The sequence below is a fragment of the Halanaerobium sp. DL-01 genome, from assembly GCF_003338615.1.
Lineage (GTDB): Bacteria > Bacillota > Halanaerobiia > Halanaerobiales > Halanaerobiaceae > QPJE01.
On the sequence record NZ_QPJN01000002.1, the window covers coordinates 1 to 21,480 of the forward strand.

General features: G+C 35.0%; 20 protein-coding genes and 1 pseudogene. 4 read left to right on the top strand and 17 right to left on the bottom strand.

The genetic code is table 11. The features are described from left to right. The 6 genes and pseudogenes from DER71_RS01100 to DER71_RS01125 form a co-directional block, all read right to left on the bottom strand. Positions 1 to 382, bottom strand: a 382-nt coding sequence (locus DER71_RS01100) for a helix-turn-helix domain-containing protein (protein WP_147267746.1), incomplete at its 3' end; no start/stop codon positions are given. 139 nt (positions 383 to 521) lie between these two features. Next, positions 522 to 851 (bottom strand): annotated as a pseudogene (locus DER71_RS01105) (sodium:proline symporter); the annotation flags it as partial. Between the two features lie 198 nt (positions 852 to 1,049). After that, a complete protein-coding gene (locus tag DER71_RS01110) occupies positions 1,050 to 1,697 on the bottom strand; it encodes a protein-L-isoaspartate(D-aspartate) O-methyltransferase (RefSeq protein WP_199505551.1) in 648 nt (215 codons plus the stop codon). A gap of 64 nt (positions 1,698 to 1,761) precedes the next feature. Next, positions 1,762 to 3,258 carry a long-chain fatty acid--CoA ligase gene (locus DER71_RS01115; RefSeq protein WP_114457698.1) on the bottom strand — a complete coding sequence of 499 codons (1,497 nt, stop codon included), beginning with the start codon at positions 3,256 to 3,258 and terminating at the stop codon, positions 1,762 to 1,764. 108 nt (positions 3,259 to 3,366) lie between these two features. After that, positions 3,367 to 4,326: a D-Ala-D-Ala carboxypeptidase family metallohydrolase gene (locus DER71_RS01120; protein ID WP_114457699.1), complete on the bottom strand. Its 960-nt coding sequence runs from the start codon at positions 4,324 to 4,326 to the stop codon at positions 3,367 to 3,369. A 20-nt stretch (positions 4,327 to 4,346) separates the two neighbouring features. Further along, positions 4,347 to 6,107, bottom strand: coding sequence for a murein L,D-transpeptidase (locus tag DER71_RS01125; RefSeq protein WP_114457700.1), 1,761 nt, complete (start codon positions 6,105 to 6,107; stop codon positions 4,347 to 4,349). A gap of 519 nt (positions 6,108 to 6,626) precedes the next feature. On the opposite strand from DER71_RS01125, the gene DER71_RS01130 reads away from it, so the two are divergent. The 4 genes from DER71_RS01130 to DER71_RS01145 all read left to right on the top strand — a co-directional run bounded on the left by DER71_RS01130 (position 6,627) and on the right by DER71_RS01145 (position 10,238). Continuing rightward, a complete protein-coding gene (locus tag DER71_RS01130; protein WP_114474201.1) occupies positions 6,627 to 7,532 on the top strand; it encodes an ABC transporter substrate-binding protein in 906 nt (301 codons plus the stop codon). Continuing rightward, the gene (locus tag DER71_RS01135) at positions 7,532 to 8,269 is read left to right on the top strand and encodes an ABC transporter ATP-binding protein (protein WP_114457702.1); all 738 of its coding nucleotides are present in this window, start codon (positions 7,532 to 7,534) and stop codon (positions 8,267 to 8,269) included. The genes DER71_RS01130 and DER71_RS01135 overlap by 1 nt, the downstream gene beginning before the upstream one ends. A 5-nt stretch (positions 8,270 to 8,274) precedes the next feature. Then, on the top strand, positions 8,275 to 9,096 hold the full coding sequence (locus DER71_RS01140; protein WP_233486982.1) for an ABC transporter permease: 822 nt from the start codon (positions 8,275 to 8,277) through the stop codon (positions 9,094 to 9,096). Between the two features lie 65 nt (positions 9,097 to 9,161). Beyond that, positions 9,162 to 10,238, top strand: a complete 1,077-nt coding sequence (locus DER71_RS01145) for an ATP-grasp domain-containing protein (RefSeq protein ID WP_114457703.1) — start codon at positions 9,162 to 9,164, stop codon at positions 10,236 to 10,238. A gap of 451 nt (positions 10,239 to 10,689) precedes the next feature. Here the strand turns inward: DER71_RS01145 and DER71_RS01150 are convergent, their stop codons facing one another. From DER71_RS01150 to DER71_RS01200, 11 genes are all read right to left on the bottom strand, one after another. Continuing rightward, the gene (locus DER71_RS01150) at positions 10,690 to 12,690 is read right to left on the bottom strand and encodes an FAD-dependent oxidoreductase (protein ID WP_114457704.1); all 2,001 of its coding nucleotides are present in this window, start codon (positions 12,688 to 12,690) and stop codon (positions 10,690 to 10,692) included. A gap of 314 nt (positions 12,691 to 13,004) precedes the next feature. Continuing rightward, positions 13,005 to 13,565, bottom strand: coding sequence for a 2-amino-4-hydroxy-6-hydroxymethyldihydropteridine diphosphokinase (gene folK, locus DER71_RS01155; RefSeq protein WP_233487354.1), 561 nt, complete (start codon positions 13,563 to 13,565; stop codon positions 13,005 to 13,007). A gap of 115 nt (positions 13,566 to 13,680) precedes the next feature. Further along, positions 13,681 to 14,064: a dihydroneopterin aldolase gene (folB, locus tag DER71_RS01160; RefSeq protein ID WP_114457705.1), complete on the bottom strand. Its 384-nt coding sequence runs from the start codon at positions 14,062 to 14,064 to the stop codon at positions 13,681 to 13,683. After that, a complete protein-coding gene (folP, locus tag DER71_RS01165; protein WP_233487355.1) occupies positions 14,054 to 14,914 on the bottom strand; it encodes a dihydropteroate synthase in 861 nt (286 codons plus the stop codon). Before folP ends, folB begins: the two co-directional genes overlap by 11 nt. Further along, the gene (locus DER71_RS01170; protein WP_114457706.1) at positions 14,907 to 15,911 is read right to left on the bottom strand and encodes an ADP-ribosylglycohydrolase family protein; all 1,005 of its coding nucleotides are present in this window, start codon (positions 15,909 to 15,911) and stop codon (positions 14,907 to 14,909) included. The genes folP and DER71_RS01170 overlap by 8 nt, the downstream gene beginning before the upstream one ends. 143 nt (positions 15,912 to 16,054) lie before the next feature. Then, on the bottom strand, positions 16,055 to 16,768 hold the full coding sequence (locus DER71_RS01175) for a hypothetical protein (protein WP_114474202.1): 714 nt from the start codon (positions 16,766 to 16,768) through the stop codon (positions 16,055 to 16,057). Between the two features lie 60 nt (positions 16,769 to 16,828). Continuing rightward, positions 16,829 to 17,875: a hydantoinase/oxoprolinase family protein gene (locus tag DER71_RS01180; RefSeq protein ID WP_114457708.1), complete on the bottom strand. Its 1,047-nt coding sequence runs from the start codon at positions 17,873 to 17,875 to the stop codon at positions 16,829 to 16,831. Beyond that, on the bottom strand, positions 17,862 to 18,590 hold the full coding sequence (locus DER71_RS01185) for a (5-formylfuran-3-yl)methyl phosphate synthase (protein WP_114457709.1): 729 nt from the start codon (positions 18,588 to 18,590) through the stop codon (positions 17,862 to 17,864). Before DER71_RS01185 ends, DER71_RS01180 begins: the two co-directional genes overlap by 14 nt. 1 nt (position 18,591) lies before the next feature. Then, positions 18,592 to 19,593: a GTP cyclohydrolase MptA gene (gene mptA / locus DER71_RS01190; RefSeq protein WP_114457710.1), complete on the bottom strand. Its 1,002-nt coding sequence runs from the start codon at positions 19,591 to 19,593 to the stop codon at positions 18,592 to 18,594. Between the two features lie 36 nt (positions 19,594 to 19,629). Then, a complete protein-coding gene (locus tag DER71_RS01195) occupies positions 19,630 to 20,583 on the bottom strand; it encodes a triphosphoribosyl-dephospho-CoA synthase (RefSeq protein ID WP_114474203.1) in 954 nt (317 codons plus the stop codon). A 33-nt stretch (positions 20,584 to 20,616) separates the two neighbouring features. Then, positions 20,617 to 21,480, bottom strand: coding sequence for a RimK family alpha-L-glutamate ligase (locus tag DER71_RS01200; RefSeq protein ID WP_114457712.1), 864 nt, complete (start codon positions 21,478 to 21,480; stop codon positions 20,617 to 20,619).

Sequence of the window (21,480 nt, forward strand, 5' to 3'; positions counted from 1 at the left end):
TAATTTCAATATTAGTAGTCCCATTTTTTCTAATAAACTTATTACTACGATAAGAATTTTGAGTATCCTTTTTAGATTTAAACTGGGGAAAATCATATTTGCCACTAAAAAAATTATTAAAAGCTTTATCTAAATCTTTAAGAGCATTTTGTAAAGCAAACTTGTCTGGTTCTTTTAACCACTGCAATTCTTTTTTTAATTGCGTTAGTTGCTTAGAATATTCAGTATATGTTTTATAATCATTTTCTTTAGCTTTTGCAAGAAAATGATTATATATATACCTTGCACAACCAACTGATTTGTTTATTAATATTTTCTGTTCTTTATTAGGATATAATCTGAATTTATATCCTTTTTTTCTTAAAATTTTCTTACTAACCATGCTTTCATCTCCCTATTAATATTATACCCTAAATAGGAAGCTTATGCAAACAAACGTTCTCCTTTTTGCAAAATTATTATTAGCTAAACATAATAATTGAAATTCAAAACCGTCTGCTATTTTCTCGGGGCAAGCCCACGAGGTTTGCTAGCAGACTATAACTTCTATCACGAAAGCGGTCCTCGAAAAAAGATGGGAGTGTCATAGAATCTGTCACTTCTGTATATACACGCAGGCGGCTGGCAACATATTTCCAGTTCAAAAATGTGCCGATAAAAAGACCAATTGCTATCCAGGACTGGCTTAATCCACCTAAATATACTGCACCGGGGAGCCCCATAAGAAGCCATCCACTCATATCACTTGCCTGAGCTGAAAGGGCTGTTACCCAGCTTCCCATAGCTCTTCCTCCAATAAGATAATCCTCAAGACTGGCTGTTTTATTATAAAAATAAACTCCAATTCCCATTAAAAAAATCAGATAAACAGAAAATGATGTATAAGTTGCTGACAATATTCCTCCACTCCTATCTTCTTAAATTAATTATAGTAATTATATATACTATACCAAAAAATTATTGCTAAATAAAGTTTCTGCAGCTGTATACATTTTTTCAATCAGAGATTTAAATCTGGCAGAACTGCTGCTTCAATATATAATAATTCATTAGTATCCATTTTCTCCAATCAAAGGCACAAATCTTACATAATCAAGTTCCCTGCAGCTGAACTTCTCTGCCGACTTTCTTTCTATCAACATCAGCTGCTGTATACCACCTTTTTCGCCAACAGGAACAACCATTAAACCTCCATCAGCAAGCTGTTTTTTCAACTTTTCCGGTACTGATGGAGCTGCCGCAGAAACTAAAATTTTGTCAAAAGGACTGTATTTTTCCCAGCCCAGAGTCCCATCAGCAGTTTTAACCATAATATTGCTGTATTCGAGATCTTTAAATCTTTTTTCTGCTTTTTTAGCAAGTTCAGCTATTCTTTCTACAGTATAGACTTCAGCAGCTATCTGGGCCAGAACTGCAGCTGCATATCCGGAACCTGTACCGATTTCCAGTATTTTATCTTCCTTTTTGGGTTTAATTAACTGAATCATGGCTGCAGCAATATAGGGCTGGCTAATTGTCTGCCCGAAATCAATCGGAAGTGCACTATCTGCATAAGCCCTATTTTTGTATTTTCCCAGCACAAATTTTTCGCGGGGTACAGTTCTCATCGCATCAAGTACATTTTTATCATTAATTCCCCTTGGAACAAGCTGTTTTTTTACCATTTCTTCTCTCATTTTTTTGTAATCAGCTGTCACAAGTAATCCCTCCAGTTTTTTAAGGCAGCACTAATAAAATACTGCCCGGTCTGCAGTCAGCTAGTTATAAATCTCTAAGCACTTTTTTGTCAATCTTTCCAGTAGTTCCTTTGGGCAGTTCATCCACAAAGTCCACCAATTTGGGTATTTTATAATTTGCAAAATACTCCATACAGTATGTTCTTATTTCTCTTTCAGTAGCAGTTTCTCCTTCTTTCAGCACAATCACAGCTTTTGGTATTTCACCTCTGAGCTCATCCTTTGCTGCTACAACTGCTGCTTCCAGTATTTTAGGATGTTTGTAGAGCTGTTCTTCTATTTCACGCGGATACACGTTCATACCCCCAACATTAATCATATCTTTTTTCCTGTCAACTATATAGATATAGCCGTCTTCATCCATTTTCCCGAGATCTCCAGTGTGGAACCAGCCACCTCTCAATGCTTTTTTAGTTGCTTCAGGATTTTTAAAATATCCCTTCATAACATTATCACCCTTAACAGCTATTTCTCCAATTTCTCCTCTGGGCAGTTCATTATCATCTTTATCTACTATCTTTACTGCTGTTCCAGGAATAGGCAGTCCAACAGAAGTGGGTTTTCTGATACCTTTTGGTGGATTGGCGTAGGCAACAGGTGAAGTTTCTGTTGGTCCATTACCTTCAATTATTGTTACATTAAATGTCTCTTCAAACTCTTTCATAATCTGCTGAGGCATGGCTGCTCCACCAGAAAGACATAACTTTAGATGTGAGAGATTATACTGATCTCTGTTTTTTACATTTAATAAAGCTGTATACATGGTGGGGACACCAGTAAAAAATGTTACATTTTTCTCCTGAATTGTACGCAGCACCTTTTCGGGGAGAAACTTTTCGGCAATAACTATATCTGCCCCTAAAAATATAGGCATCAGCATACACACAGTTTCTGCAAAAGCGTGGAACATAGGCAAAACACATATATATCTGCCGGTATCATCTACATGCAGATGTTCTATCGTAGCCTCTGTATCATAAATTAAATTATGGTGTGTCAGCATTGCACCTTTAGGATCACCAGTAGTTCCAGAAGTATAAAGACAGGCTGCCACTGACTGTTCATCTACATTTTGCAATTCCGGCAGCTTATCTGATTTATCAGCAAATTCATCAATATGGATTGTTTCCTCTTCCTTTTCATCAACCAGTATAATATTCTCCAGATAATCAAGCTCACATTTTTTCAGCAGGGGCAAAAAGCCTCTGCTTGTTATTACTGCTTTAGCTTCAGAATTATTAAGAATATATTCGACTGCAGGAACTTTAAACATTATATTTATTGGAACCATTGTGGCTCCAGATTTTATAACACCAAAATAGGCTGTCAAAAATTCCAGACTGTTGGGCAGCATTATACTAACCATATTTTCTGGCTCTATACCCAGATCTATCAGCCCATGGGCCAGTTTGTTTGATCTGATATTTAGTTCTTTATAACTTATCGTATCATTAGCAAAAAAAGCCGCTGTCTTATCACCTTTTTCTGCTGCAACTTTATTTAAAACATCTCCTACTAACACTTTTTTGCCTCCTTTAAATTAAATAAAACAAATTGATTTTCTCCGCTCTACTCAGCTGCTCTGTAATTTAATTTTAATCAAACAATATTAGGAAAACGTCAGATGTAATTACCACCTTGCTTTAAAGCCTCTACTGTCTAAATGAATAAATGGGCCGCGGATTCCGTTTGCCCTGTATTTTGCAATTCCTCCAATAAGTGGTCTGTAAAATTCTTTATTTTCTAGGGAAATAAAAATACTGTACAGAACATCTGCATCTCTAATATCAATTCTTCCATCACCATTTAAATCATCCATAACTCCATTCTGATTTTGATCTATAAAAATATCGACTGCATCTCCAAAAATATGACGGCTGTGCTCAGAGTTACCCAGTGAGCTGTTGTAAAAGGGTGTCCTGTATCCACTCATTATGTTAAAGGTATCTGCTTTGATACCTTTCTGATTTATTTCTATTAAAAAATATTCCAGCTTAATCAGTATATCTTCTTTTAAAACAAGATATTTAGGGTAATCACCTTTCTGACTGCAGATAAACTGTCCCAATTTAAAATGTGGGCTTACTTTTACATCCAGTATAGATGGCATGATCTCGACAAAACCGCTTGGCGTTTGATAATACTGCCTCATTTTTTGTGGAATCGATGGATAATTACCTATCCGATAATTATTAATAAAACTTCCCTTTTCATTCTGATAGGGATAAAGGACAAAAACTTTAAAGTTTATCTTACAGTTGTTAGAAGCACTGCTTCTTCTCAGCTCCAGTTCATAGAGTCCTACCTCTTCTGGTGCCTTCCACCTGAAGCTGTATTTTCCTTTTTTGATCAGCTGACCTGAATCATAGAGCAGCTCATAACTGCTATTTTGGAATTCTTCTGCTGCTGTAAGTTCTATAGTTTCTCCAGGTATAACAAAAAGGCTGAATTCTTTAAAAGGTATTCTATGATTTTTATAATTTACTGCAAAATCTGCTTTTTGAAGAGAAAAAGCCTGCAGTGGAGCTGCTGTAGTGATTAAAAATGCTGATGTTATTAATATTAATACTGCTGTTTTTCTTATTTTCATCAAAGTGGTCTCCTTATGTCTTAGTTTAATCGCTCTTTTTTAAAAAATGATTCCTTTAATTTTGCATCTCTTCCATAGATATCTTTTCTAAAATTTATTTTCCCTTCTTCTCCAACCCAGGCTGTAGAATACTGAAGGTGAATGGTAAAGGGACTGCTTAAAGTTATATATTTTTCTTTATTTTTCTGCAGCTCTTTGTCTATCTTTTCTTTAGTCCACTCCGGATTATCTCTCAGCAAATATTGGGCCAGCTCCAGCGGCTTCTCGATACGAATACAGCCTGAACTGAAGCTCCTCTCACTGTGATCAAACAGCCCTCTGTTGGGTGTGTCATGAAGATAAACACTAAATTTGTTGGGAAAAAGAAATTTTACCCTCCCCAGTGCATTGTTATCACCGGGATCCTGTCTTATAATAAAATTAAAATTATCTTTATCTATATTTTTCCATTCAATATCTGCCGGATCAACCTCTACCAGTGAGCCTTCTCTGTATTTAAAAAGTCGGTAGTTATTTTCCGCTAGATATGATATATCTTTTTTTATCAGAGGAAGTTTGTCCTCGACAGCTATTGTTTTGGGAACAGTCCAGTAAGGATTCAGCACAACATATCTAATCCTGTCACTGAAAACAGGTGTGCTCCTCTGATCATTCCCGACTATAACCTTCATCTCCATAACCTTTTTGCTGTTTTCCACAACATCAAGGCTGAAATCAGCAATATTGACATAAATATAATTTTTACCAAGGCTGTCAGGCAGCCAGCGCAGTCTCTCCAAATTTACTGTAATCTGATTTATTCTGTCGTCAAGGTTTATATTAAGCTCTCTAACAGTATTATTGCCCAAAATCCCATCTGTGGTCAATCCATAATCAGACTGAAACTCCATAAGAGCTTTTTCTAAATTTTTATCAAAATAATCGTCAGAAGCATCTCCACCTATACTGTAGCCGTGTGCAAGCAGATTCTGGCGCAGCAGTTCAACCCTCCTGCCTGAAGCTCCAACTGCAAGCAGTTCTCCAGGTGGTATATAAGACCACTCGGAAACACTTTTTTTTCTGCAAAATTCCTTAAGCTTTTCTCTTAAATCACTGTACTGCTCAAATCCCGGCAGCAGAGTCTGGAGAGAGCCCTCTATATTTTTATTTTTTAAAGCCATATTTAAATAGCTCATAAAATCCATATTGTTTTTTTCTATATAAAATTGAGTTTCAAATTCCAATGTTTCCGGATCTATCTTTCCCAAAAGATAGTCACCGGCAAGAGTAAAATATGCATCAGTAAGCAGTATATCCAGCAGATAAAGATCATCAAATTTCTCAGGCTCTTTACTATTATATTTTTTCAGCAGAGCTGTCAGCGAATCAGCATGATAATCAGCTGGGTTCAGTCCTTCTTCCCGGCTCCTTTTTACCTCTGCAATAAGGTCATATGCATTATTATCTATCATATTATTACTAAACCAGATCAATTGATATTCATTATCTTCATAAAAGGATAGTATTTTATCCCGGTAGTTAATGCTTTCTCCTTCCAGCAGTCCTTTACTAAAAGAAGGTGCTTTTAAGAGATAATTTTTTACAGAAGTGTCAAGAACAGCAGAAGCTGACAGGCTGAAAGATATAATCAGCACTGCTGCTGTAATAAAAATTAATTTAATTATTTGAAGCTTCCACCTGCTGTCCTCTTCTCTACTATGTTTTTCTATACTATTCTCTCCCGTACTGCACTTTTTCCTGCTGAGTCTGTCAAAAATATATTTTTCTGCTAATTTCTGCATAGAGTCCCCCTTGTATATCTATCTTTTACCTCTATTTACTTAATTATCTTATCTGATATGCTTTCACTGTAAAAAGTATTAAATGATAATTTTTGACTTATATAATCCCTATCTTAACAAGCTTCTCAAATTGGCATGATATTAAAAATCGACTTTTTTCGCACTGCAATCATGATATACATTGACACTCCACTGGGCAAGTACGTCAGGTTTTCTAGTGTCTAACTTCTATAACTACTAATTATTTTATCATAAAAAAGAAAAAGCCGAAAGTTACATATTTTAAGGGCAGCCAGCAATATTTTTTATCCATTCAAAACAAAAAACTGCCAATAATAAATAGTTTAGCTGTTGTCAGATAAAATTTCGTTGATGACTAAAGCCCCCTTTTTGCAGCTTGAAAATAAATTTTGGGGAAACTCCTATTAATTTTGTAAATTGTAAAATGTGCTTAAAAGTTATATAATATATTACAAAGTTAAATTTATCACATTTTAAATATTATGGAAGGATGATAAAATGAAAAAAACAATTACTCTACTTATACTAACAACTGCAGTTTTAACTATCGGCTGCTCAACTATAAACTATGCTGAGGCTGAAGACCTTTCTCTAAAGATAGGACTTATGCCTGCTGTTGATTCTGCCCCGATTTTTTTAGCTGAAGAAAAGGGGTATTTTGCAGAGCTGGGTTTAGATGTTGATATGCAGATCTACAGAAATGCAAATAACCGTCAGACCGCCCTGCAGAGTGGTGCTCTGGATGGTGCTATAACAGATCTAATCGCCTTTATTAATAATGTTAACAATGGTTTTGGTATAAAGATAACTACCAGTACTGATGGAAGTTTTCCCTTTCTTGTAAAAAAAGATTTTAAAGAAAAAGATAAAATTGAAATAGGTATGATGAAGGTAAGTGTATCCAATTTTCTTTCTGAAAAATTTTTGGCTGATAAGTATGAGCTGAAAAAAATATATATTCCAGCTATTCCAGCCAGACTGGAAATGATCGCTGCAGGTCAGCTGGATATGGCAATTATTCCGGAACCGATGGCTTCAATGGGAGAACTGAGGGGCCTCAAAAAAAGGTTTTACGAAAATAAAGATGAATTTATGCCTGAAGCAATGATTTTTACAGAAACAGCTTTAAAAAACAAAGAAAAAGAAATTGAACTGTTCCACAGAGCTTACAATAAAGCGGTAGAAGATATTAAAAAAGATGATGCTTGGGCAAGAAAAGTATTGATTGCAAGGCTTGAGCTTAATCCAAAAATAGAAGGTATGATAGAGATGCCTGAATACCATTATTCTCGTGTGCCGAGCCAGGAATATATGTCAGAAATTATTGACTGGGTGGAGAAGGTTCAAAATGAAATTATTGATGTAAAATATGAAGATATGGTTGAAAGGAAGTTTAATAAATAGTGATTAAGATTAATAATCTCTCAGTCAGCTACACTGATAAAGAGAAAAAACTTTTTGCTCTGCAAAATATTAATCTCACCATAGAAAAAAACAGCACCTGTGCTGTGATAGGTCCTTCTGGCTGTGGAAAAACCACCCTTATTTATGCTCTGGCAGGTCTGCTTGAAAAAGAGAGCGGCAGTATTGAGATATTTGGTGAAAAGCAGAATGGCATTCGCAAACAGACCGGACTTATTCTTCAAAATTACGGTCTTCTGCCCTGGAAAATAGTTCAGGAAAATATTGCCCTTGGTCTTAAAGTTAGAGGTGAAGATCCAAAAGTTATTGAAACAAAAGTAAATAAAATATTAAACAAACTTGATATAGAAGGACTTGAACAAAAATATCCCGCACAGTTGAGCGGTGGACAGAAACAGCGGGTTGCTATCGGGAGGTCACTAGCCTTAAGTTCTGATCTGCTTTTGATGGATGAGCCTTCTTCTTCACTTGACGAAATTAGTAAAGAAAAACTGCAGAACCTGATATTAAAGCTGTACAAGGAAAATCAACTTACACTGGTCATTGTTACCCACAATATTGCTGAAGCTGTATTTTTAGGACAGAAAATTGTAGTTATGAAAGATTCTGGGATAAAAGATATTCTGGATAATCCCTATTTTGGAGATGAATCTCTGCGCTATAAGATGGATTTTTATAAAATATGTCTGGAAGTAAGAAAAAGTCTGGAAAAGGAATGAATTTCATGAATAATAAAGAAGAAAAAAAAGAGAAAAAAATATTATATAGTAAGAATAAAAATAATGATAAAAATTCAATTTACAGATTGATAGAAAATCTGAATACTGCTTACGGAACTTTTATGATTTTTCTTTTCTGGTATGGCTTTTATTATCTTATTGATTCACCTGTTATTCCAGCACCACACCGAGTTCTGCTCAACTTTATCGAACTGTTCCCTGAAGTAATATTTATCCATTTAATAAGAAGTCTAATCCGCATCACAACAGCTGTATCTATCTCTCTTCTGCTCGGTGTTTCAATTGGTCTGGCCCTGGGCATGAACAAAAAAGTGGATGAAGTATTAAGTCCGGTAATTTATATTTTATATCCCATTCCAAAAGTTGCCTTTCTACCTGTGCTGATGATACTGATGGGGCTTGGAGATTTGCCGAAAGTAGTTCTTATTACGTTGATTATCATCTTTCAAATTATTGTTACAACCAGAGATGCAGTTAAAGGTCTGGGAAAAGAACTTTTTTATTCTGTCCGGTCACTGGGAATGAATAAAAAGCAGATATATAGACACCTTATTATCCCTGCTGTACTTCCGGAAATACTGACCTCACTGAGAATCAGCGTCGGTACCAGTATTGCTGTCCTCTTTTTTGCCGAAAATTTTGCCACTACATATGGAATAGGATATTTTATTATGAACAGCTGGTCTACTGTCAATTATACTGCTATGTTCAGCGGTATTCTGGCCCTCAGCCTGCTCGGACTGGCTTTATTTAAAATTGTAGATATTATTGACGCAAAATTGTGTGCCTGGGTAAAAGTGAGCTAAATTGCTTCAACTTTCTTGAAAAAAACTGTTTTATAGAATAAATATAAAAATTTGGAGGTAAATTGATGAAAATATTAATTTTGGAATACTTCATCAGCAGAGGCGGACTTTTAAACCAAAAAATATCTTTTTACAGTGAGGGAATAAAAATGCTGAATACCCTCCTCCACTCTTTTGCAGATATTGAAGGTGCAGAAATAACAACTTATATAAACAGCGATTTTTTTCACTTTTTTCCGGAAAGATATAAAGATGAAAATATAAGATTTAAAAAAGCTGATATAAAAAAGGACGTGGATTATTTTTCGTATTTAGACAAGAATATTTCTGATGAATACGATTTTTTTCTGCTTACTGCTCCAGAATCCGATAATATACTGTACAAACTCAGCAGACTGCTGGAAAATAAAGGTATAATTAATCTCGGATCCAGCTCTGATACTGTTTCTACGGCAGGAAATAAATGGACAGTTTATAATTCTCTTAAAAACAGAGCAGTCAGGCAGCCTCCCACTTTTTTGATAAATAGCTTAAAAACAAAAAACGGTTTTAAGATTAACAATCTGACTTTTCCTGCTCTGGCCAAAGCTGTCCACAGTGCAGGTTCTGAACTGGAATTTATAAATAAGAAGCAAGATCTGGACAATCTCGATAGACAGAAAAATTACCTGCTGCAGCAGGTAATAACTGGAATTCCGGGCAGTATTTCTGTTTTAACAGCTGAAAATAAGTTTGAAATTTTAAGCATAAATAAGCAGATTATTGATCAGAAAAATTATAAATATCTGGGAGGTATTATAGATTATCCCTTTCCCTACCAGGAACAGCTAAAAAAAATGACAGCAGAGGTTAAAAAAGCTTTCCCCTCTCTTACGGGCTATTTTGGCATCGATTTTATCTATAGTGAGGGAAAATATTATCTGCTTGAAATTAATCCAAGAATCACCAGTTCAATTATAGGCTTAAATCAAAAAATTCCACTGGGCAGATCAATAATAAATTCTGTCCTGATGAACAGACTTCCTGCCGACATATCTTCTAAAGGTCAATATACTTTTTATCTGGACTTTCCCCATTTTTTATATACTGCTGCAAAAAAGGGAGATGCAGGAATATTGAAATTTTTAGTCAATGAATCTTAACGAAATGAAGGAAGAAATAGGGTTGAACTGCAGGATGGAGTGAGCTAATCATGAGTCAGGAAGACTCATTGATTAGTGTGCCCTATTTCACACCCGAATTGAGTTTTAGATAAATCTAAAAATTTCGTTGATGACTAAAGCCCCCTTTTTGCAGCTTGAAAATAAATTTTGGGAAAACTCCTAACTTTTTATATAAGCGAATTTCATAATATGCTTATATAAAAATTGATGTTATTTCTTCAGCGAGCGGTTGGCATTATTAACTCCCCAAATCGGATTTTCAGTGATTTGAAAATATTTATGTCAGGAAAACACAAAAAAAGGCTGCTGGAGAATAACCAGCAGCCTATACAGAACTTATGCTGTGTTCGTTGCAAAAAGTTGGGGAATAGCTATTTCCTTTCTCCTTAATTAATAAAAAGGAATATAAATTATTTTCTTGTTAATATTTTTATATATTTAATGCCACTTCATTTGCACTCCAAATAGCATCCATAATATTTGATGGCTCCTGGGCATCTCCAACCATATAAACATCTGATCTGGCAGCATATAGTTTTTCATATAAATCCTGCTCAGAATTAAATCCACTTGCAATTCCAATTGTATCAGCTTTGATAGATGTTTTATTATAGTGATTGTTTATTAGTACAGCTCCTTCATCAGTAACTTCTAATAAACAATTATTGGTCATGACTTCTATATTATAATAATTCATTAAATCAATTAACATTTCTCTATTCATATGCGGCACAGGTTTTCCCTTGCTTAGAATATCATCCATCATTTCTACTACAGTTACATTTTTTCCTTTTCGAGCAAGATATAGAGCAGTTTCACAGCCTACCAGTCCACCACCAATCATAACAACATTCTGACCTGCTTTTTCCACATCATTTAATAATTCTACAGCAGTTAACACATGTTCTTTTTCTATACCAGGTACATCTAGTTTTGCTACTTCAGAACCTGTGGCAACAATTATAGCTTCTGGATCTTCCTCATTTATTAACTCTTCAGTAACTTCACTGTTTAATACAACATCAATATCAAGTTTGTTTATTTCATGTTTATACCATTCTAACAGCCTTTTGTCTTCATATTTAAAATCAGGAATGGCTCCTGGTATAATATTTCCTCCTAGTTCTTCACTTTTTTCATAAAGAGTTACATTGTGTCCGCGCAAATGAGCTATTCTGGCTGCCTCCATTCCTGCTACTCCACCACCAATAATCATTATTTTCTTAGGTGAAGTAGTAGGTTCTATCTTATAATATCTTTCTCTGCCAACAGCTGGATTTACCGCACAGCAAAGGGGTTTGCCGTCAAATCCTCTTCCCAAACACCCTACATGACATCCAATACAGGGACGTATACTTTCTTCATCATTATTCATTACTTTTTTCGGCCATTCAGGATCAGTCAATAATGGTCTTCCAAGACCTATAATATCTGCCTGATCATTATCAAGAGCTTTTCCAGCTACTTCAGGATTACCCATTTTACCAGCAACAATAACAGGTACATTTACTACTTCTTTTAATTGTTCACTAAATTCTAGGTAACATCCGTCACTTTGATATAGTGGTGGATGGGCCCAATACCAAGCATCATATGTCCCTGCATCAGCATCAAAAGCATCATATCCTGCTTCCTGTAATATTTTAGCAGCTTTCAACCCTTCTTCAACAGTACGTCCTTTTTCCTGGTAATCTTCACCTGGAAGACCACCCTGCCTCCAGTCTTTAATACAGCTTTTTATACTATATCGTAATACTACCGGAAAATCCTGACCAGCTTTTTTCTTGATTTCCTGAACTATTTCAATCGGCAGTCTTAATCTTCCTCTTAAATCTCCACCGTATTTATCTGTTCTTCTATTAAAAATCGACAGAGTAAATTGATCAAGCAAATACCCTTCATGCATAGCATGAATTTCTACTCCATCATAACCTGCATGTTTAGCAATGGCAGCAGCTTCACCTGTTTTTTCAACTAATGTTTCAACTTCTTCTGTAGTCAATTCTCTACAGGTTGTTTCAGGATCCCAATAGTTAGGAATAGCTGAAGCTGAAACAGGTGGTGCATCTAAAATTGCAGGAGCCCCACTTCTTCCAAATCCCAGTGATAATTGCAAAAATACTTTTGTCCCGTATGAATTACATCTTTCAACTAATTCTGCCGAAGTCATCCCAAATTTTGCAGGGTTTTGTGAAATACATGGGATAAGTCCGGTTTTAATTTTATCAAGTTCATTTTCTACTTTAGTAAGACTTGTTATTATTAACCCAACATCGCCCTTAGCCCTTTCGACATAATAATCAATTCCTCTTTGAGTAAAACATCCTTCAGAATCAACAAGACCAAATGCCCCCATAGGTGCCATAGCTGTCCGGTTTTTAATTTTTACATTTCCAATACTAATCGGTGTGAATAAATTATTCCTAGACATAAAAATTATTCCTCCTTCTCTGTTAAAGTATCTCCTAAAATGTGAACTTTTAAACAAATAATCTATTGATTAATTTGTTTATTTATTCACATTATATCTTGATAGATAATAATTGTCAAAATATTTACGAAAATTACGCAATTTAATTTTTAAAATTATAAAAAAATAGATTTCGTCATAAATTAAATTTTTAGATTCATCTAAAACTCCAACTATGGTAGGAAATAGAATTCCTTAATCAAAGAATCCTCCTGCCTCATGATTTCGACACACAGGATGTGCTGGTGTTCCAAATTGCTGCAGGATATAGTAAATTAATCTGTAAATTTGCAGTATTTTGAAATATCTCCACTATCATAATCAAGATTTTTTATATAATATTCTAAAGACAATTTATCAATTATTAAATTTTTAGGATCTGCAATTTCAGCCAGAGGTATAAGCACAAATGCTCTTTCTGTCATTCGTGAATGAGGTATTTTAAGATTTTCACTTTTATATTTTTTATCCCCATAGAGAAGAATATCTATATCTATTGTTCTCGGACCCCATTTTTTTGTCCTTATTCTTCCCAGCTTTTTTTCTATTTTCAGCAGCTTTTTGAGCAAATTTTCTGGAGAAAGCCTGCTTTCTAATTTAATTACTGCATTTAAAAAGTCGTCCTGGTCTTTATAACCAACTGCTTTTGTTTCATAAATAGAAGATTTTTTAGTTACTTTTGTTTGCGGCAGCCTGTTTATCTCTAAAACAGCTTTTTTTAAATAGGATTTGCGCGGATCAATATTTGATCCCAAACCCAAATATATTGTTTTCAAATTATCACTTCCTTTTTCTACTCCAAAACATATTACTCTTCCTATTATCCTGCCGATCAACTTTAACGTCCATCATTAATAATTTTATAGCTGATTATTTTATCATCATCAATTTTATTGTTAATATTCCAGTCATTAGCGTTTTTACCATATCTTATTAATATATTAAAAATTATTATTTTTCAAAATTTGATCTCTGTCTTTTTAATACTATAGAGGCATCTTTAAGTATACCTTCAATAGGTGCTGATGGTTTTTTTATTTCTATCTTAACTGAATCCAGTCTATTAAATTCCGAAAATAGTTTTTCTATAATCCTCAATCCAAGTGCTTCTATAAGATCAAAACGCTCATTTTCTACTACTTCTTTAATCATTCTAAAGATATCACCATAATGAACTGATTTTTCAAGATTATCTTCTCTAGCTGCAGCTTCAAGATTCAGATAACCTGTAAAATTGACTGTAAAACGCTGGCCCATTTTTTCCTCTTCTTTAAGTGCTCCATGATATCCATAAAAAATCATCTCATTTAATGATATTTCATCTTTACTGTTCATTATTTCCCTCCCATTTTACCGCATCTGCCATAGCTGTAGCCCGTTTTATTTCTTCTACATCATGAACCCGGACAATGCTGGCCCCATTGAGCACAGCAGTGGTCACAGAAGCAGCCGTACCAAAAATCCTGCCAAATTTTTCGTCTTTAGTCACATATTTAATTAAAGATTTGCGGGATGTACCTATCAAAATTGGGTAATTCAGCTCCTCAAAGCTTTTAAGCCTGTTTAAAATCTGAAGATTGTGCTGCTGTTTTTTCCCAAATCCAATTCCTGGGTCAATAATTATTTTTTCATCCCTGACACCTGCTTTTCTGACAGCTTCTATGCTGGTCCAGAGATATTTCTTTATTTCAAAAATAAGGTTTCTATATTCAGGATTTTCCTGCATCGTTTTCGGTTTACCCTGAATATGCATTAAGACAACCGGAGCATCATAATATGCTGCGGTTTCTGGCATTTTCCTGTCAAATCTCATCCCACTTATATCGTTTATTATCGAAGCTCCCATCTCAAGTGCCGCTGCTGCTGTTCCACTCTTATAAGTATCTATAGAAATTGGTACAGATACTGCTGCCAGTACTTCTTTCAAAACTGGCAGCAGCCGCTTTTTTTCTTCCTCTAGAGAAACCCTGTCTGATCCAGGTCTTGTAGACTCTGCCCCCATGTCAATAATATCTGCACCCTGTTTTTCCATTTCGACTGCCCGCTGAACTGCTCTATCAATTTCATTATATTTTCCACCATCAGAAAAAGAATCAGGAGTTATATTTAAAATACCCATAATAAGTGTTTTTCTGCTGTAATCAAGCTCTCCTCTATTTGTTTTGATTATTTTTTTATTATCCACTAAAATCACTCCTTAAAACTGTAATTTTTTCTGCAGTTTTTTGTATTTCCAAATTATTTATCTGCAAAATATCTTTTTCCCATTTTTTGGGAAAAGACAAATATCCCTTATAAGCTCCCAAAATTGAACCGGTTATTGAAGCAATTGTATCTGTATCTCCACCAATAGAAGCTGCTTTTTTTAAAGCCTGATAACCATCATCAGCATATAATTTGAATATTACCAGAGCGGCAGGAAAAACATCAGCAGCACTGATTCCTGTACCAATAACTTCAGAAATAAAAATGAGCACTTCTTCTCTAGAAAAAGCAGACCTGCTGAATTTTAAAATATGTTTTGTGCGTGCAGAAACAGAAGGCTGGTATGTTTTTATTCCCAATTTTTCTCCTTTTTCCATCATATCAATAGATTCTGATATAATTTTATCCAGACAGCTGCCTGCTGCCGCTTCTGATACTGCAGCTGCTGCTCCACATGCTGCAGTAATGGCTGTATCTGTATAATGAGAATAGTAGGCTGTCTGTTCTATTATCTGCAGCATAAGACTCTTTTTAGCAGGCGGAAAAATCAGACCTACAGGTGAAATTTTCATTACAAGTCCGGATGTTGTACCTGTTCTGTCAGACAGCAAAAGTTTTTCTCCCTTTAAAAGCTTTTTAACTATATTACTAGTACTGGGTCCTATAAGTGATCTTTCTATAAGTTTGTTGGTCTTTATGTATCTGGCAAAATCTAAAATATAATCATCTTTATCCATTTTCCCATTATTTTTAAGCAGGTAATCGGCCAGATGAAAAGTCAAAAAAGTATCATCTGTAACCTGAGCTCTGGATAAATCTCTTTTCAGAAAATTTTTTTCAGGAATATCATAAAAATCATTAATCTGCTTATGAATTAACTTAATTTCTTTTCCGGACATCATTTCAAAAGGCATTCCCAGCGCATCACCAACAGCCGTACCCATTAGTGAAGAATAAATCCTCTCATATATATCCAAAAACAGCCCTCCTCAGCATATTTAACATTCACTCATCCAGTATATTGAACAGATTAAGTATTTCTTCAGCACAGCATATCTAACAAATTAAATTCCTGTCCAGTACAGGAGTTGAATTAAATTTAGAGATTGTTTTAATGAATTCAAGTAATTCTTGTTAAAATTGGATTTTCACCCTTTAAATATTCGACTGTCCGTTCACTGTAACTTCCATTGATAATAGTGGTTTTTATGTTAGTTTTATAAAATAAAGTAGGAAAATAATTATCTATTAATCCCTCTTCTCTGAGTGATTCTGCAGCCTGATAATATATTTTTTTAGTTTTGCTGTCATTTCCTCTAATCCCGGCTTCTTTAAGAAAAAGTGGATCTCTTGCTTTTAATAATATCAGTTCTTCTGCACATGCTCTGTCTGCCAGCTCAAGAGCAATACTGTCTGAACTTACGTCCCAGCTGTGTGGAAGTGGATCATATTTTCTATAGTAAGCTGACGGCAAAAATATACTTATTTTATTTTTCTCTATTTTGCTTTTATTAAATTCTCCGTCTCCTGTTTTATTAAAATCGCCATCAGCAGCATTTAAAAATGTATAATCATTTAAAAAACTGCTCAACATATATGCATTTATTTCCACAGCTGATATGGCAGCAAAATGAGCACTACTGTCATTTAAATCATATTTTCTGTCAAATTCTCTTATCAAATCAGCAGATTTTCCACCACCTGCAGTAAATACTAATCCTTTTATATCAAGTGCTGAAATATCTTTTAAAATTTTTTTTAGACTGTTAAAGATATCAGATGAAAAAAAGCTGCCCCCTATTTTTATTACTTTAATATTGTTTGTTTTTTTCACTGTTTCACCTGCTTTTTAAAGTACTGTTTTAAATTATTATTAAAATTCTAGAATTATCTACTAGCCGCTAATAATATTATCTGCCAGTATAAAAGCTGCTGCTGATGTGGTCAAAATATTGTTTTTTATAAATGGAACTTCTTTGCAAATCTTTTTACTGTCAGCTTTGAGATCATTTAGATAGGGATATAATTTTTCTGCGCCTCTATTTAAAAGCAAGGGTATATTGAATTTTGGATCAATCTGAGAATATATCTGATAAATATTTTCTTTAATAAGATAAAGTTCTCTATTTAAAATATATTCTGCTGCCAGATCTATCTCTTCAGCAGCAGAAATATCCATATCACTTCCGATCAATTTTGCAATTCTGTTCCTGGCCGATTTTTTGTCTCCGGGTCTTCCATCTGCAGATGGAATAAGATATTCCTCACTGCTGATAATATCTGTCAGAAGATGAACATCGGCTGTAGAAGCAAAATATTCCCTCATTACAGGAATAAATTTCCCTCTATAGGGAATCTTATCTACAATATCAGCCAGACTGGTGCGTAAAAGTCCCAGATATATTAATTCTCCCATATATAATCTTTCTGTATCTGTTCTGGCTTCCAGGGCCAGCCTCCTCCTCATGACAGGCACAAGATCAGTAGTAGTACTCCCCAGATCAAAAAGAACAAAATTTTCTACAAAATAACTCAAAAACTTTGCCGACACAGCCCAGTTGGCGGCTGCAAGTTTGCTTATATCTGTAATTTCACCTGCTTTTTTTAATTCAGCAGAATGATTAAAAAAATATAACTTTTTCTGCGGAAAATTATCCACAAAAAGTGATATTACATATTCTATTCCCTCTCTTTTGCTAAAAAATCTGTCCGCCAGCTCTGCAGTCATTACCACAGCAAAATAGTCAGCATCACCCAGCTGATCTGCTATTTCTCTGATCATTTTGACAGGAGATAAACTTTTATTCCACATGGGAAAATATCGAGATAGTGATTTAATTTCTCTTACACAGCCTAACTTAGATTCTGATGTATAAACAATTCTGGTTGCCTTAATATTTGCTCCACCAATATCCCAGCCTATTACTTTAAGTCCGCACATTATCTCTGCTCTTTCTATTAATCAATTTGTAGAGGCTGTCAATTTTTTCCGGGCTTATTTCACTCAGCCTGTTATTTTTCCTGCACACCGCACCTCTAAATCCAATTATATCAGCACCTATCTCCATCAATAAATCGATATCTTCTGCTTTTAAAGAGCCGGCCAGTGCATTTAGTAAACCAGACTCTGCAGAAGAGCTGACAAATTTTTTTAACTCATCCACTTCCATAAAATCAAATAGATTTTTTCCACTTTTATTAAGGGTATCTATCATAACCCCATCAATATCTGCTTTGGCAGCTATCTCAGGCAGGAACAGCGGATTTAATGTATTGTTTTCTGCATAATCAGCATAGCTGACAGCTATAATATTAGGGCTGTATCCTGATTCTCTAACAGCAGACTTTACATTCTGCAGCAGATAAACGGCTTCTTCCGTCTCTTTGGGACCATATAAACCTATTTTTATATAATCAACCCTGCAGTTTGCAAGTCCATATGAGACAAGAGAAGCAAGGCCAGGCAGATTCGGCATATCTCCACCAGCTGCACTGATCGGAAAACCACTGTACAGGCGGCGAATTTTATTTATTTGCTGAGGAAAATTAGCACCGAGTGAACCTTCCGCAGGATTTTTAATATCAAGTATATTAAATCTGCTGTCTTTTATTTTTAGCGCTTCTCTGTAATCTTTAACACTTATTAAAAGCTTCAATTTAACATCCCCCACATTCTTCAAGCCACTCTTCTGGAGCAGTATTCTGACAGATAATATAATGATTGTTTTTACGAAATTCATCATTTCTCTGTTTTAGTTCATTTCTAATTTCTCCAATTTTTCCTCTTCTTTCCGCACAAACTTCATAGCTGTGTATTCCCTCATAATTTATCTGTTTTGCCAGCAGATAGTCTTCATCATCAAGCCATTTAAATTTGCTGATAGTTCCTGAAACCATCTCTCTGACCACATCTTCTACAAATCTCGGCTTAAGGTGAGCGTTTTTTACTATTTCCAGCTCATCAACCCTTTTTAAGAGATCCAGCACCCTGCTGCTCATCGAATTTTCTACTATTTTGACAAGTTTTTCGGCATCAATACTTCTGTCTGTACCAATCATTAGTGTACCTTGTCCCCGCTGATTGTGTGAGGGTAGGGGAAGATATTTAAAAACTTTTTCCAGTTCTTTACTGGTAAAACCTTCTTCTTTTAATTTTTTTTCTGCAAACTCTTTTATCATCTGCTGTGCACAGGGGCAGACTGTCATCCCATTTGTTTCCACACCAACAAGGTGCCTGCTCCCTTCTTTACTGCTGACCGCCCAGCCAATAATTGTATTGATTTTCTGCGTTTTTTTACCTGATACAGGTGCTGTTTCATCAACCGGATATTTTGCCTTTATTCTGACTTCGGCCTTATTTGCATGCTGTCTTTCTCTGGCCATTTCAGCCATATAAGTTGCAAAATCTTCTATAACCATCGATTTTTTTCTTATAGTCTCATCTATTATTTGAGTAATTGTTTCATCAAAACGCGACATATGGGCACCTTTCTGCTCAGGCAGCAAATCTACATAAATATCAAAGGTGGAATAAAAGAGATTATCACTATCTTTATTTTTTATTCTAATTATTTTTTGGATATTAGTTACTCCCACTCTGTTAAGTCCTACGACAAAACGGGGTTTTTCTTTTTGCACATCACGTTTAAAATCTTCCATAATTATCAGCCTCCTCAATTATCACTCCAGTTCTAATTATCTGGTCCAGCTTTTTACAAATTTAGGTCCTCCAATTAAAATGCTCAAAAAAAGTGCAGCTGTAATAAGATCAGCTGTTGTTCCAGGATTAACTTTTTCTTCTCTGCTCCTTAAAAAACCATCAAATTCTTCTGTCATTTTTTGGCCAGTTTTAGTTTTAAGTCCACCCCGGTCAATTATTTTTAGAGCTTTTTGTGAAACTAAGTCTGCTGTTTTGCTGCCGTGCTTGCGAAATATTAAACTATCTCTGTATCTGCTGAGCACTTCAAGATAGGTCTGCACTACAGCAGATTCTATATCATCAAAGTAGAGTAAATTGTTTTTTAATCGGGGATAAGTAAAGTCCAGAGTTAATGCAAATCCGCCTGCATATTCAGCTGCTATTTTATCTCTTTTTTCGGCCAGCCTCATTGCCTCCAGCAGAGTTATATTCACTTCTTCTCTTATATCTGCTTCTTTTACTTTAGACAGATTGCCGGCTCTGGAAAGATTAATCGCCTGATAGGCCGCCTCTGCATCTGCTTTTGTCAGACTGTTCAGTACTGATTTGATTTCTTCTTTCAACAGTAAAATAATATCATTTTTTTTTATATTATCCAGTTTATTATTTTCTCCAAGCTGACAGAATGCTGCAGCAACTGGAACACAGAGAAGTATTATACCCAGATTTGTATTGCTGTCTACATAAAGATGGGTGTTTTCTACAGCTTTCAGAATTCCCCGACCTGGGTTTTTGAGATCAGAACAGTTAAAGGCATCAGATGCCGCAGCAGCACTAATAAGAAAATCCCTGTAGTGAAGATCAGAAAAAGATCTGCCTGGATAAATATTTCCTGGTTTTGGTGAAGAAACTTCTATCAGGCAGGCAATCTCAAAAGCATGAGAAATTTTGCTATCTTTTAAATCCATTATTCTCCTTTCTAAATCCATTATTTCCCTTTCTAAATCCATTATTTCCCTTTCCAAAAAAATTTTATTATAAATTTAGACAAGCATATCAATAATTTTGTCTGCTATATTAAAATCTGTTACCTGCTGCAGACCATGCCAGCCAGGGATACTGTTTACTTCAATTAAATAAGGCCTCTTATAATCTCCTTCTTCAAGAACAATATCAATTCCTGCATATTTTAGTTTTAATATATCGGCTGCATGTACAGCCATATCTACAATATGACCTGGCAGATCTATTTTTTTACTGCTGGCACCTCTAGCAACATTAGTTTTCCAGCTGCTGCCACACCTTTCGGAAGCAGCAATCAGCTGTCCATTACAGACAAAAACCCTGATATCACTTTTTTTATGAGGAATATATTTCTGCAGATAAAAAACATAATTGTTCATCTCCCAGGCCCTAAATACTCTATAGGCAGTATCCTCGTCTGTTATTCTTACTATCCCCTTACCTAAAGAACCGAATAATGGTTTTAAAATGATATCCTGCCATCTGTAGTAAAACTCCATTGCCTCAGTAAAATCTTCACTGACAAATGTTTCTGGGGTTGGAATTCCTTCATCTGCAAGTAAAAACTGTGTATAATATTTATCAACTGTTTTTTCAATCACAGAAGGATTGTTAATAATCTTTTTCTCTCTAGCTGCCATCCTATTAAGTATATCCATTCTGAGTATAATCTGTTCTAAACTCCCATTAGGTATAACCCTAACAAAAATATAATCGGCACTGTCCAGAACAAAATCTTCACTTTTTACATCAAAATCAGTCCCGATTCCTGCTCCCAGTTTTGAAATAGGGATCCTCCTTGCTTCAATATTTTTCTTTTTAAGTGCTCTAGAAATCTCCTTTACATGCCAGCCGTCATAAGATGCCAGTATTACTGCCTGCAA

Excerpts from the sequence above, each read along its gene's own strand:
- folB (WP_114457705.1), bottom strand. The coding sequence starts at position 14,064 with ATGAACAGTAAAGATGAAATATCATTAAATGAGATGATTTTTTATGGA.
- DER71_RS01150 (WP_114457704.1), bottom strand. The coding sequence starts at position 12,690 with ATGTCTAGGAATAATTTATTCACACCGATTAGTATTGGAAATGTAAAA.
- mptA (WP_114457710.1), bottom strand. The coding sequence starts at position 19,593 with ATGGAAGATTTTAAACGTGATGTGCAAAAAGAAAAACCCCGTTTTGTC.
- DER71_RS01140 (WP_233486982.1), top strand. The coding sequence starts at position 8,275 with ATGAATAATAAAGAAGAAAAAAAAGAGAAAAAAATATTATATAGTAAG.
- DER71_RS01145 (WP_114457703.1), top strand. The coding sequence starts at position 9,162 with ATGAAAATATTAATTTTGGAATACTTCATCAGCAGAGGCGGACTTTTA.
- DER71_RS01120 (WP_114457699.1), bottom strand. The coding sequence starts at position 4,326 with ATGAAAATAAGAAAAACAGCAGTATTAATATTAATAACATCAGCATTT.
- DER71_RS01125 (WP_114457700.1), bottom strand. The coding sequence starts at position 6,107 with ATGCAGAAATTAGCAGAAAAATATATTTTTGACAGACTCAGCAGGAAA.
- DER71_RS01195 (WP_114474203.1), bottom strand. The coding sequence starts at position 20,583 with ATGGATTTAGAAAGGGAAATAATGGATTTAGAAAGGAGAATAATGGAT.
- DER71_RS01130 (WP_114474201.1), top strand. The coding sequence starts at position 6,627 with ATGAAAAAAACAATTACTCTACTTATACTAACAACTGCAGTTTTAACT.
- DER71_RS01180 (WP_114457708.1), bottom strand. The coding sequence starts at position 17,875 with ATGTGCGGACTTAAAGTAATAGGCTGGGATATTGGTGGAGCAAATATT.